The sequence below is a fragment of the Ensifer sp. 38_S197 genome, assembly GCF_056924495.1.
Genome location: NZ_JBXOVZ010000002.1, coordinates 2,538,549 through 2,550,447, shown reverse-complemented (window position 1 = coordinate 2,550,447; position 11,899 = coordinate 2,538,549). Strand labels below are relative to the sequence as shown.

Below are 11,899 nucleotides of genomic sequence, written 5' to 3'. Positions count from 1 at the left end.
ATGCGCAGCACCGTCCTCCTTCTCCTTTCCGGCCTGGCCTTCGTTGTTGTCGCGCCTGTCGTCGTCCATGCACAGACGGCGCCGATCGCCCGGCCTTCGCCGCGCGATCCCTATGCCGATCATATCGCCGAGGCGGCGCAACGCTTCGAGCTTCCCGCCGCATGGATCAGGGCGGTGCTGCGCACCGAGAGCGCTGGTGATCCACGCGCGCTCTCGCCCAAAGGCGCGATCGGGCTGATGCAGATCATGCCCGACACCTGGGCCTATCTGCGCTCTCGTCACCGTCTTGGCGGCGATCCCTACGATCCGCACGACAACATCATCGCGGGCAGCGCCTATATCCGCGAACTGTTCGACCGCTACGGTTCGCCGGGCTGGATCGCAGCCTATAATGCCGGTCCCGGACGCTACGAGGCATCGCTCCGAGGCCGCCCGCTGCCGGCGGAAACGCGCGCCTATGTCGCCACCGTCGCGCCGAACCTTGACGGTAGCAGCGACGTCGCCCCTGTCCTGATCGCAGCCGCCGATCCGCAGTCCTGGACCCACGCGCCGCTCTTCATCGTGCAGCCGAGCCGCACAGCCGCTGCCGATCCCGTGCCGGGAGAACGCTCCCCGCTTGATGGGCAATCGGCAGCCGCCGTGCGCGATGTTTCCGCCATCGCGCCGCAGTCCGTTGGCCTGTTCGTCGCGCGGGCGGCGGAAAGGACCGCCCCATGACCGCAATGAGGTCCATTCGCATCCTTTCGGGCTCTGGCGCAGCATGGAGGGCGCTGGGGGTGGAGGCAGGCAACACAACCGAAGGAGGGCAGGATAAAAGGCCGCGATGTGCGGCGTCTGGCGGTTGTGGTTTTTCAATGGGTTATGAGGATATTTCGCGAGGTGCGCGCCAATTGCGCACCTCGCGGCCTCACCAATCTTCTCATGATTTCCGCGACCTGGCGCGATGTGCGGGCACTCGGCCATGAGCGGCGAGAACGATTTCCGCATCCGGCCTGGCCGTATCCGCTCGACCCGCGCGCAGGCGGCTCGCCCCTTCATCGCGCAGGCTCTGGCCGCCGCGAAGAAGGCCGGTGGCGGCGTGTCGCGCTCCGGCCGCATCGTGCCCGGCAACCGCTCGCGTTTCGGTCATGGTCAGCGCGCCAGCATCCAGGCGAACCGCCTCATCACCGCCCGCTCACGCGGCGCCGTGGTGAAAGCCCGTGTGGTTCGCCATACGGCGCGCACCGCACCGCTCGGCACGCACCTCAACTATCTGCGCCGAGAGGGCGTGACCCGGGACGGAGAGAAGGCTCGTCTGTTCGGGCCGGAAACCGAGAATGCGGAGGCCGGCGCCTTCGCGGAGCGGTGCCAGGACGACCGGCATCATTTCCGCTTCATCGTCTCGCCTGACGATGCGTTGGAGATGGCCGATCTCAAATCCTTCACCCGCGACCTCGTCGGGCAGATGGAGAAGGATTTCGGCACCCGTCTCGACTGGGTGGCCGTCGACCACTGGAACACCGAGCATCCCCATGTCCACCTGATCGTGCGGGGTGTGCGCGACGATGGCCAGGATCTCGTGATCTCCCGAGATTACATCAAGGAAGGGATGCGCGATCGGGCGCGCGATCTCATCACCCAGGAACTGGGGCCGCGCACCGATCTCGACATCCGCCGCACGCTGGAACGCCAGATCCACTCCGAACGTTGGACCCAGCTCGACCGCCAGCTCGTTCGTGATGGTCGCGAGACCGGCGTCGTCGATCTGGCTCCCCATGCCGATCGCCAGCCCGACGAATTCCACGCGCTGAAGGTCGGGCGGCTGCGCAAACTCGAAACCCTCGGCCTCGCCGACCAGGTCGGTCCTGGCCAATGGGTGATCGACGGCAAGGCCGAGGCGACGCTGCGGGAACTCGGCGAGCGCGGCGATATCATCAAGCGCATGCACCGCGCGTTGACCGAGCGTGGCATCGAGCGCGGCGCGGCGAACTATGTTCTGGCGGCCGAGAGTCTTGATACGCCGATCATCGGCCGGCTGGTCGACCGCGGTCTGGACGACGAACTGAACGGCACTGCCTATGCCGTGGTCGATGGCACGGATGGGCGCACCCATCACATCAAGCTGCCCGACCTCGACGCCGCCGGGGACAGCGCGCCGGGCTCGATCGTCGAGCTGCGCAAGTTCGACGATGCGAACGGTCAGCGCCGCGTGGCGATTGCGGTTCGCTCCGATCTCGACCTCAACACCCAAATCACCGCGTCGGGCGCCACCTGGCTCGACCGCCAGAACATCGCCCGTGAACCCGCCGCGCTGTCGGAAGGCGGCTTCGGCGCCGAGGTGCGGCAGGCTCTCGACCGCCGTGCCGAGCATCTGATCGAACAGGGTCTCGCCGAGCGGCAGGGCCAGCGCGTCACCTTCAATCGCAACCTGATCGATACGCTGCGCCGCCGGGAACTGGAGACGCTGGGTGAAAAGCTGGCTTCCGAGATGGGCCGTCCCTTCAACCGCGCGAATGGCGGCGAATATGTCGCCGGCACCTACCGGCAGCGGATCACGCTCGCCTCCGGCCGCTTCGCCATGCTCGATGACGGCCTCGGCTTCCAGCTCGTGCCCTGGACACCCTCCCTCGGAAAGCAGCTCGGCAAACACGTCTCCGGCGTCGCCCGTGACGACGGCGGCATCGACTGGAGCTTTGGCCGCAAGCGCGGCCTCGGCCTTTAACCCTCAACTCGCCAGAAAGGACTGAACTATGTCGGCCACCAAAATCCTCTGGGGCCAGATCCTCACCGTCTTCCTGATCGTGCTCGCCACCACCTGGGGGGCGACGGAATATGTCGCTTGGAAACTCGGCTTCCAGGCGCAGCTTGGGCCGCCCTGGTTCACCGTTCTCGGCTGGCCGTTCTACCTGCCGCCCGCCTTCTTCTGGTGGTGGTATTTCTACGACGCCTATGCACCGGAGATCTTCACCCAGGGCGCCTTCATCGCCGCCTCGGGTGGGTTCATAGCCGTGGCCGTCGCCATCGGCATGTCGGTCTGGCGGGCACGCGAAGCGAAAAAGGTCGAGACCTATGGCTCCGCCCGCTGGGCCGAAATGGAGGAAGTGCAATCCGCCGGGCTCCTTGGACCGGACGGTGTGGTACTCGGTCGATATGCCCAGGATTATCTCCGTCACGACGGGCCGGAGCACGTGCTGTGTTTCGCGCCAACCCGTTCGGGCAAGGGCGTCGGCCTGGTCGTGCCCTCGCTGCTGACCTGGCCGGGCTCGGCGATCGTCCATGACATCAAGGGCGAGAACTGGCAGCTCACCGCCGGCTTCCGCGCCAAACATGGCCGCGTGCTGCTGTTCGATCCCACCAACGCGAATTCCTCCGCCTACAATCCGCTGCTCGAGGTGCGCCGCGGCGAATGGGAGGTGCGCGACGTCCAGAATATCGCCGACATCCTGGTCGATCCCGAAGGCAGCCTTGAGAAGCGAAACCACTGGGAGAAGACCAGTCACGCACTTCTGGTCGGCGCGATCCTCCATGTCCTCTATGCCGAAAAGGACAAGACGCTGGCGGGCGTCGCTGCCTTCCTATCCGATCCCAAGCGTCCGATCGAGACCACGCTTGCCGCGATGATGACGACGGCGCATCTAGGTGAGGCCGGGCCGCATCCGGTCATCGCCAGCGCTGCGCGCGAGCTGCTCAACAAATCCGACAACGAACGCTCGGGCGTGCTCTCGACCGCAATGTCTTTTCTCGGACTTTACCGCGATCCCGTTGTCGCGGAGGTGACGCGGCGCTGCGACTGGCGGATCACCGATATCGTGACGGCCAGGCAGCCGACGACGCTTTACCTTGTCGTCCCACCCTCCGACATCAATCGCACCAAGCCGCTGATCCGTCTGATCCTCAATCAGGTCGGCCGGCGCCTCACCGAAGATCTGCAGGCGAAGGCCGGCCGCCACCGGCTGCTTTTGATGCTCGACGAGTTTCCGGCGCTGGGGCGTCTGGATTTCTTCGAGAGCGCCTTGGCCTTCATGGCGGGCTATGGCCTCAAAAGCTTCCTGATCGCGCAATCGCTGAACCAGATCGAGAAAGCCTACGGCGCCAACAATTCGATCCTCGACAACTGCCATGTCCGTGTGAGCTTCGCGACCAACGACGAGCGCACCGCCAAGCGCGTATCCGATGCGCTGGGCACCGCCACCGAAATGAAGGCGATGAAGAACTATGCCGGGCATCGCCTGTCGCCCTGGCTCGGGCACCTGATGGTGTCGCGCTCGGAAACCGCCCGGCCGCTGCTGACTCCTGGTGAGGTGATGCAACTTCCGCCCACCGACGAAATCGTCATGGTCGCGGGCACGCCGCCGATCCGGGCGAAGAAGGCGCGCTATTACGAGGACATCAGGTTCAAGGAACGCATCCTGCCGCCCCCGACGCTAACCGCACCGAAGCAGGCCCGGCCCGACGATTGGACGGCGCTGCCCCTGCCAGCACGGCCGCCGATCGCCGAGGCAAACCCGGCGACACAAGCCGGTGATGAAGATCCGACGGAATCCGAACGGCGCCAGCAGCCTGAACTCAACCGTGTGAAGCCGGTCGAGAAGAAGGCGCCGATCGAGAATGAATTCGAGATCGATGTCGATAGCGATGGCGACGAGGATGATGCCGCCCGCAGCAGCCGCATGAACCGTCTCATGCAGGGGGTGGCGCGGCAGGTCTCGCTCGATCCCGACGACGGCATGGACTTGTGAGGCGCTTATGGCCAAGCCCGCTCGCAAACAGCGCCTTTCCGTCTATCTCGATCCCGCCGTGATGAACAGGCTCGCCGAACATGCTGCACGGCGCGACCAGTCACGTTCGATGATCGCCGAAGCCGCCATCGAATCCTTCCTGTCGCCCGACGCCGCCGAGCGGCAGGAAGCTGTCACGGCCAAGCGGCTCGACCAACTCGATCGCCGGATGACGCGGCTCGAGCGCGACATCGGCATCTCGGTCGAGAGCCTAGCCGTGTTCATCCGCTTCTGGCTTTCGACCACGCCAGCCTTGCCCGAACCAGCGGCCCAGGCGGTTCGGGCCAAGACTGGCGAACGCTATGACCAGTTCGTCATCGCGCTCGGTCGCCGGCTCGCGAAAGGACCGAAACTGCGGCAGGAAATTAGCGAGGATATTGGTGCCGCTGGTGGTGATGACTAGGCAACGGCTCTGCGCTTCTGAAACAGCTCCGGAAAGAGCAGCAGCGCGACGTTGCCTGTGACACTCTCCGGCTCGTCCTGCGCACTTTGCTGAGCAAGGGTAAACTTGGCCGAAACGCTGGGCTTTTCCAGGAGGTCTGCTCCCACCGTCACGGAAATAATTTTCCGCATGACGCGCGCGAACCTATGACGCCGCTCACTAGACAAGAACGTGTTGATGAGTTCTGTCAGGTTCCGTTGTGCTGAGCCGACAGGTTGCCCTGAGACGAACGACAAAATCGCATTCAAAAGCGCACCGATATCCAGCTCTTCCAGAGATGTTGCATCAATTTCATCATCTTGAAGTTCTTCGGCCAACTCGACGAACAAATCCCTCCTGATCGGCCAAGGCGTCCCACCCGGCGTCGTTGCCGCGAGCCAGCGTGTCCGAAAACCCAGATGCCATGGCGGTGGAGGCGCAACGGCAAAAGGCAAACCGGATGAAGGCCACTCCAATTCTGGGAGTGCTGCGATTTTCGAGTCCCAGCCGGAACCATGTTCCCAGAATGCCCGGACCAGAAACGATCCCCTTGCTCGGCTCTCGGCCACAACTCCGTCGTCGAGCGAAAACAGGTTCTTGTTGTGTGAGTAGAAGATATCTTCAAACGCCGTCAGCAAGTGCGCCCGCTCTACAGGCACGAAATTCCATGTCAGCCAAATGAGGTGCCGCCCCTCGCGTCGATAGAAGTCCTCTCGCGCGACGATGATGGGAATCTGTGTCGTAGCAAGCTGGATTTCGATGGCGATCGGCTTGCCGTCGTATGTCGCGCGCACATCGGGCCGGCGCCGGCTTTCTCCACAAACAACATATTCGTCGACGACAACCGATCCTGGCTCGGTCAGCGGATCAGCATTGAGCAGCTCGGCAACGATGTTCTTGACGCGCAAATGCAGGGGGCTCTCCTGCGCGCCCTGAAATTGCGATGCGCTGACCTCATCCGTTGAACCGGGCTCCCCGGTCCACCAAGGGCAACTGCGGGGAGCCCCCTTGTGGTGACGCCAGAATGGCAGCCTCGTATTCGGCTCGCGCGGTGCATAGACGGGAAAGCCGCAATGATCGCAGACGAAGGCGGCCAGTCCGTCATTGCGCGCCCGCGTAGCGGACCGCCTGATCTCCTGATAGCCGTCCGCATCGATCTGAAGCAGGTTATCGCTCGTAATCACGGCCATGTCCTGGAGCCGGACGGCGCGTTTCAATGTTCGTTGTAATCGCCCCTTCATTCAGCTCCCCCGTGACAGCGAATCGGCACGTCTCCTCTTGTGATTTTCAGATCATAGCAACTCCGCCATCTACGCTTTCTCCTGTATTTATACGCCACGCTACTACGCCTCTGTTTTCTTGTTGAAGCGGCCCAAAATCGGGCTCTTTTAATCATCCCCGTCCGGGGACCGTCTGATGTCTCCCCGGCGGACACGGGGATCAGATGGCGGCTTCACATCACAATTTGGAAGGTCTGGCGCGCGGCGCGCGGATGCTGCGCACCGCGCTCGGCCCCGCCATCGCGCGATTTCTGGAAGACGCTTCCGTGGTCGAAGTGATGCTGAACCCGGACGGGCGCATCTGGATCGACCGGCTGTCCGAGGGGCTGTCCGACACGGGTGAACGCCTATCGCCCGCCGATGGCGAGCGCATCGTGCGCCTGGTCGCGCACCATGTCGGCGCGGAAGTCCATGCCGGCGCCCCGCGCGTCTCGGCCGAACTGCCGGAAACCGGCGAGCGCTTCGAGGGGCTGTTGCCGCCAGTGGTCGCGGCTCCCGCTTTCGCCATCCGCAAGCCCGCCGTCGCCGTGTTCACGCTCGACGATTATGTCGCAGCCGGGATCATGTTGGCGGAGCAAGCCGAGGCGCTCCGCCAAGGCGTCGCCTCCCGCGCCAACATCCTCGTGGCAGGTGGCACATCCACCGGCAAGACCACGCTGACCAACGCGCTTCTGGCCGAGGTGGCGAAGACCTCTGACCGCGTCGTCATCATCGAAGACACGCGCGAGCTGCAATGCGCTGCGCCCAACCTCGTTGCCATGCGGACCAAGGATGGCGTCGCCTCGCTCTCCGATCTCGTTCGATCCTCGCTCCGCCTGCGCCCCGATCGCATCCCCGTCGGTGAGGTGCGCGGCGCGGAAGCGCTTGATCTCCTGAAAGCCTGGGGCACCGGCCATCCCGGCGGCGTCGGCACCATCCATGCCGGCAGCGCCATCGGTGCGCTGCGGCGGATGGAACAGCTCATCCAGGAGGCCGTCGTCACGGTGCCTCGCGCGCTGATCGCCGAGACCATCGATCTGGTTGCCGTCCTGTCCGGCCGCGGCTCCGCTCGGCGGCTTTCCGAACTCGCCCGCGTCGAGGGCATTGGTCCTGACGGCGATTACCGCGTCGCGCCCGCCATCATCGAGGGCGACAGCGATCCAACCTCAATTACCCCCAGCCCCGAAGGAGAACACCGATGATCCAACGCCTGCGCCTCTCGCGCCAACGCTTCGCGACGATCGCTTCCATTGCCACGCTCAACGTGGTGATGGCCGCGCCCGCCCATGCCTCCGGCTCCTCCATGCCGTGGGAAGCGCCGCTGCAATCCATCCTCCAGTCGATCGAAGGCCCGGTCGCCAAGATCATCGCCGTGATCGTCATCATCTCGACGGGTCTGGCACTGGCCTTCGGCGACACGTCCGGCGGCTTCCGGCGCCTGATCCAGATCGTCTTCGGCCTCAGCATCGCGTTTGCGGCCAGCTCGTTCTTCCTGTCGTTCTTCTCGTTTGGCGGCGGGGCGCTCGTCTGATGGCGGGCACCGTCGAACAGGTCGGTGACGTGCCCGGCTTCACCGTGCCGGTCCACCGGGCGCTGACCGAACCGATCCTGCTCGGCGGCGCTCCCCGCGCCATCGCGATCCTGAACGGCACGCTGGCCGGGGCGGTTGGCCTGGGCCTCCGCCTCTGGCTGGTCGGCCTCGCCATATGGGCCATCGGCCACTTCGCGGCGGTCTGGGCCGCCAAGCGCGATCCGCTCTTCGTCGATGTCGTGCGCCGCCATCTGCGCATCCCCGCGCATCTCACCGTCTGAGGAGCGCGCCCATGATGAACCTCGCCGAATATCGCAACCGCAACAGCCGGCTCGCCGACTTCCTGCCCTGGGCCGCCTTGGTCGAACAGGGCATCGTGCTCAACAAGGACGGCAGCTTCCAGAGCACCGCGCAATTCCGCGGTCCCGATCTGGATTCGGCGGTGCCTGCCGAGCTGGTCGCAGTCGCCGGCCGCCTCAACAATGCCTTCCGCCGTCTCGGTTCGGGCTGGGCGATCTTCGTCGATGCCGTCAGGCATGCGGCGCAAAGTTACCCCGCAAGCCTGTTCCCCGATGCAGCCTCCGCTCTGGTCGATGCCGAGCGCAAGGCCGATTTCGAGGAAGCCGGGGCGCATTTCGAATCCAGCTATTTCTTGACCTTCACCTTCCTGCCGCCGGCCGAGGACGCCGCCCGCGCCGAGACCTGGCTCTACGAGGGCCGCGAGCGGTCGGGCGTCGATCCCCATGAGGCGCTGACCGGCTTTGCCGATCGCACCGACCGCATCCTGCGGCTCGTCGAAGCCTTCATGCCGGAATGCCGCTGGCTCGATGATGCCGAGACGCTGACCTATCTGCATGGCTGCGTTTCGACCAACCGCCACCGCGTCCGCGTGCCCGAGACGCCGATGTATCTCGACGCGCTGCTGGCCGATCAGCCGCTGACCGGCGGTCTCGAACCCCGCCTCGGCAGCCAGCATCTCCGCGTTCTCACCATCACCGGCTTTCCCACGGCAACGACGCCCGGCCTGCTCGATGAGCTGAACCGTCTGGCCTTCCCCTATCGCTGGTCGACGCGCGCGATCCTGCTCGACAAGACCGATGCGACCAAGCTGCTGACCAAGATCCGCCGCCAGTGGTTCGCCAAGCGCAAGTCGATCGCCGCGATCCTCAAGGAGGTGATGACCAACGAGGCGTCGGTGCTGGTCGATACCGATGCGTCGAACAAGGCGGCCGACGCCGACCTCGCGCTTCAGGAACTGGGCGCCGACTATGCCGGGATCGCCTATGTCACCGCGACCGTGACGGTCTGGGATGCCGATCCCCGCGGCGCCGATGAGAAACTGCGGCTGGTCGAGAAGGTCATCCAGGGCCGCGATTTCACGGCAATGGCCGAAACCATCAACGCAGTGGACGCCTGGCTCGGCTCGCTGCCGGGGCATGTCTACGCCAATGTACGGCAGCCACCGATTTCCACCCTCAATCTCGCCCACATGATCCCGCTATCGGCGGTGTGGGCGGGGCCGGAACGGGACGAGCATTTTGCAGCGCCCCCACTGCTCTTCGGCAAGACCGAAGGCTCGACCCCGTTCCGGTTTTCCCTTCACGTCGGCGATGTCGGGCACACGCTGATCGTCGGCCCGACCGGCGCGGGCAAATCCGTTCTGCTCGCGCTGATGGCGCTCCAGTTCCGCCGCTATGCCGGATCACAGGTCTTCGCCTTCGACTTCGGTGGCTCGATCCGTGCCGCCGCGCTGGCCATGGGCGGCGATTGGCACGATCTCGGCGGCGGCCTCACCGAAGGCAGCGCCGACAGCGTTTCGCTTCAGCCGCTCGCGCGCGTCCACGACGTTCCCGAACGCGCCTGGGCCGCCGACTGGATCGTCGCGATCCTCATGCGCGAAGGCGTCGCCATCACCCCGGAGGTGAAGGAGCACATCTGGACGGCGCTGACTTCATTGGCTTCCGCGCCGGTCGAGGAACGCACGATCACGGGGCTTTGCGTCCTGCTCCAGTCCAATGACCTGAAGCAGGCGCTACGTCCCTATTGCATTGGCGGCGCCTGGGGCCGGCTGCTCGATGCCGAGACCGAACACCTCGGCACGGCCACCGTCCAGGCCTTCGAGACCGAGGGGCTGATCGGCAGCGATGCCGCTCCCGCGGTACTCGCCTATCTCTTCCACCGGATCGAAGACCGGCTCGACGGATCGCCGACCCTCGTCATCATCGATGAAGGCTGGCTGGCGCTGGACGACGAAGGTTTTGCGGGGCAGCTCCGCGAATGGCTGAAGACGCTACGCAAGAAGAACGCCTCCGTCATTTTCGCCACCCAATCGCTCTCCGACATCGACGGCTCGGCCATCGCGCCCGCCATCATCGAGAGCTGCCAGACCCGGCTCCTGCTCCCGAACGAACGGGCGATCGAGCCGCAGATCACTGCCATCTACCGTCGCTTTGGCCTCAATGACCGCCAGATCGAGATCATCGCGCGGGCCATGCCCAAGCGCGATTACTACTGCCAGTCGCGGCGCGGCAACCGCCTCTTCGAGCTGGGCCTCAGCGAGGTCGCGCTCGCCCTCTGCGCCGCGTCTTCCAAGACCGACCAGACCGCCATCGCGCACATCGTCGCTGAACACGGTCTCGGCGGCTTCCTTGGGGCCTGGCTGCGCCATCGCGGCGTGGGCTGGGCGGCCGATCTCATTCCCAACCTCACCAGCCTGGAGAAACTGCCATGAACCTGCACCGATCCCGTTCGCTTGGCCGCCGCGTTGCCATCGCATTGCTTGCCGCGCCCGTCGCGCTTGCCCCCATGCTGGCGACGCCGGCGCACGCCATCATCGTCTACGACCCGACCAACTATGCGCAGAACGTGCTTCAGGCCGCCCGCGCGCTCCAGCAGATCACCAACCAGATCACCTCGCTTCAGAACGAAGCGCAGATGCTCATCAACCAGGCCCGCAATCTGGCAAGCCTGCCTTACTCCTCGCTGCAACAGCTTCAGCAGTCGGTGCAGCGCACCCAGCAGCTTCTCGCCCAGGCGCAGAACATCGCCTACGACGTCCAGCAGATCGACCAGGCGTTCCAGAGCAAATACGCCAACGTCTCGATGTCGGCGTCGGATACACAGCTCGTCACCGACGCCAAAACCCGCTGGCAGAATACGGTCGGCGGCCTGCAGGACGCAATGCGGGTGCAGGCCACCGTCGTCGGCAATATCGACACCAACCGCACGCAGATGTCGGCGCTGGTCGGCGCCAGCCAGTCAGCAACCGGTGCCCTGCAGGCAACGCAGGCCGGCAACCAGCTTCTCGCCCTCCAGGCGCAGCAGCTCGCCGACCTCACTGCCGTCGTCACAGCCAACGGCCGGGCGCAGGCGCTGCAATCGGCCGAACAGGCCGCCGCCGCCGAACAGGGCCGCGAACAGCGCCGCCGCTTCCTGACGCCGGGCACCGGCTATCAGCCGGGCAATGCCCGGATGTTCCCGAACAGCGGCAACTGAGGGAGCACAGCCATGGACGGCAAGATGCTCGCCCGGCTCGGCGCCGTCGTCTTCGTCGGCGTCGCCATCACCGCCACGGTGATCGAACTGACCCGCAAGGAGAAGGAGCCGGAGGTTCAGACCCTCCGGCCCGTCCTGTCCGGCGAGGACGCGGCGCTCCGCCGGATACTGCGCCATTGCCGCGACATCGGCGAAGCGGCCACGCGAGATCCCGCCTGCCTCGATGCCTGGGCCGAGAACCGTGACCGCTTTCTGGGGCAAGGCCCGGCAAAGCAGCCAGGCACGGTGAAAACCCCGGCTCCCGAAGGGCCGGCCACGCTGTTTCCAGGCAGGCCATCGCCGTCCGACAATTCACCCATCAAGGAAAGCGCACCGGCGGGAGAAGACGCCGCGCCGGTTGCGCAGCCCGAACCCGTCCGGCCGGGAGCGCACTGAC

11 protein-coding genes are annotated in these 11,899 nt (G+C 65.4%); 10 read left to right on the top strand and 1 reads right to left on the bottom strand.

The annotated features are described in order from the left end of the window. The 4 genes from AC1Z3V_RS25500 to AC1Z3V_RS25485 all read left to right on the top strand — a co-directional run bounded on the left by AC1Z3V_RS25500 (position 1) and on the right by AC1Z3V_RS25485 (position 5,160). Positions 1-717 (top strand): lytic transglycosylase domain-containing protein, encoded by a 717-nt coding sequence (locus AC1Z3V_RS25500; RefSeq protein WP_483502426.1) that lies wholly within the window; start codon positions 1-3, stop codon positions 715-717. A gap of 244 nt (positions 718-961) precedes the next feature. After that, positions 962-2,701: a relaxase/mobilization nuclease domain-containing protein gene (locus AC1Z3V_RS25495; RefSeq protein WP_483502424.1), complete on the top strand. Its 1,740-nt coding sequence runs from the start codon at positions 962-964 to the stop codon at positions 2,699-2,701. A 28-nt stretch (positions 2,702-2,729) separates the two neighbouring features. Next, positions 2,730-4,718, top strand: coding sequence for a conjugal transfer protein TraG (locus AC1Z3V_RS25490; RefSeq protein WP_483502423.1), 1,989 nt, complete (start codon positions 2,730-2,732; stop codon positions 4,716-4,718). A 7-nt stretch (positions 4,719-4,725) separates the two neighbouring features. Next, positions 4,726-5,160 (top strand): ribbon-helix-helix protein, CopG family, encoded by a 435-nt coding sequence (locus AC1Z3V_RS25485; RefSeq protein ID WP_483502422.1) that lies wholly within the window; start codon positions 4,726-4,728, stop codon positions 5,158-5,160. Here AC1Z3V_RS25485 and AC1Z3V_RS25480 read toward each other — a convergent pair. Continuing rightward, positions 5,157-6,419 carry a DUF6035 family protein gene (locus AC1Z3V_RS25480; RefSeq protein WP_483502421.1) on the bottom strand — a complete coding sequence of 421 codons (1,263 nt, stop codon included), beginning with the start codon at positions 6,417-6,419 and terminating at the stop codon, positions 5,157-5,159. The two genes, AC1Z3V_RS25485 and AC1Z3V_RS25480, sit on opposite strands and share 4 nt — an antisense overlap. Positions 6,420-6,622: 203 nt before the next feature. Here AC1Z3V_RS25480 and trbB point away from each other — a divergent pair, with 203 nt between their 5' ends. The 6 genes from trbB to trbK-alt are packed head-to-tail and all read left to right on the top strand — an operon-like array spanning position 6,623 to position 11,898. After that, the gene (gene trbB, locus AC1Z3V_RS25475; protein WP_483502419.1) at positions 6,623-7,639 is read left to right on the top strand and encodes a P-type conjugative transfer ATPase TrbB; all 1,017 of its coding nucleotides are present in this window, start codon (positions 6,623-6,625) and stop codon (positions 7,637-7,639) included. Beyond that, positions 7,636-7,968, top strand: coding sequence for a TrbC/VirB2 family type IV secretion system protein (locus AC1Z3V_RS25470; RefSeq protein ID WP_483502418.1), 333 nt, complete (start codon positions 7,636-7,638; stop codon positions 7,966-7,968). The genes trbB and AC1Z3V_RS25470 overlap by 4 nt, the downstream gene beginning before the upstream one ends. Further along, positions 7,968-8,249 carry a VirB3 family type IV secretion system protein gene (locus AC1Z3V_RS25465; protein ID WP_483502416.1) on the top strand — a complete coding sequence of 94 codons (282 nt, stop codon included), beginning with the start codon at positions 7,968-7,970 and terminating at the stop codon, positions 8,247-8,249. Before AC1Z3V_RS25470 ends, AC1Z3V_RS25465 begins: the two co-directional genes overlap by 1 nt. An 11-nt stretch (positions 8,250-8,260) precedes the next feature. Then, positions 8,261-10,699, top strand: coding sequence for a conjugal transfer protein TrbE (gene trbE / locus AC1Z3V_RS25460; RefSeq protein WP_483502414.1), 2,439 nt, complete (start codon positions 8,261-8,263; stop codon positions 10,697-10,699). Beyond that, positions 10,696-11,463 (top strand): P-type conjugative transfer protein TrbJ, encoded by a 768-nt coding sequence (gene trbJ / locus AC1Z3V_RS25455; RefSeq protein ID WP_483502412.1) that lies wholly within the window; start codon positions 10,696-10,698, stop codon positions 11,461-11,463. The genes trbE and trbJ overlap by 4 nt, the downstream gene beginning before the upstream one ends. A gap of 12 nt (positions 11,464-11,475) precedes the next feature. Further along, a complete protein-coding gene (gene trbK-alt, locus AC1Z3V_RS25450) occupies positions 11,476-11,898 on the top strand; it encodes a putative entry exclusion protein TrbK-alt (protein ID WP_483502410.1) in 423 nt (140 codons plus the stop codon). Position 11,899: the final 1 nt, after the last annotated feature.

What these genes read in the sequence shown, in the direction of transcription:
- AC1Z3V_RS25500 (WP_483502426.1), top strand. Translation starts at nt 1, where the DNA reads ATGCGCAGCACCGTCCTCCTTCTCCTTTCCGGCCTGGCCTTCGTTGTT.
- AC1Z3V_RS25495 (WP_483502424.1), top strand. Translation starts at nt 962, where the DNA reads ATGAGCGGCGAGAACGATTTCCGCATCCGGCCTGGCCGTATCCGCTCG.
- AC1Z3V_RS25490 (WP_483502423.1), top strand. Translation starts at nt 2,730, where the DNA reads ATGTCGGCCACCAAAATCCTCTGGGGCCAGATCCTCACCGTCTTCCTG.
- AC1Z3V_RS25485 (WP_483502422.1), top strand. Translation starts at nt 4,726, where the DNA reads ATGGCCAAGCCCGCTCGCAAACAGCGCCTTTCCGTCTATCTCGATCCC.
- AC1Z3V_RS25480 (WP_483502421.1), bottom strand. Translation starts at nt 6,419, where the DNA reads ATGAAGGGGCGATTACAACGAACATTGAAACGCGCCGTCCGGCTCCAG.
- trbB (WP_483502419.1), top strand. Translation starts at nt 6,623, where the DNA reads ATGGCGGCTTCACATCACAATTTGGAAGGTCTGGCGCGCGGCGCGCGG.
- AC1Z3V_RS25470 (WP_483502418.1), top strand. Translation starts at nt 7,636, where the DNA reads ATGATCCAACGCCTGCGCCTCTCGCGCCAACGCTTCGCGACGATCGCT.
- AC1Z3V_RS25465 (WP_483502416.1), top strand. Translation starts at nt 7,968, where the DNA reads ATGGCGGGCACCGTCGAACAGGTCGGTGACGTGCCCGGCTTCACCGTG.
- trbE (WP_483502414.1), top strand. Translation starts at nt 8,261, where the DNA reads ATGATGAACCTCGCCGAATATCGCAACCGCAACAGCCGGCTCGCCGAC.
- trbJ (WP_483502412.1), top strand. Translation starts at nt 10,696, where the DNA reads ATGAACCTGCACCGATCCCGTTCGCTTGGCCGCCGCGTTGCCATCGCA.
- trbK-alt (WP_483502410.1), top strand. Translation starts at nt 11,476, where the DNA reads ATGGACGGCAAGATGCTCGCCCGGCTCGGCGCCGTCGTCTTCGTCGGC.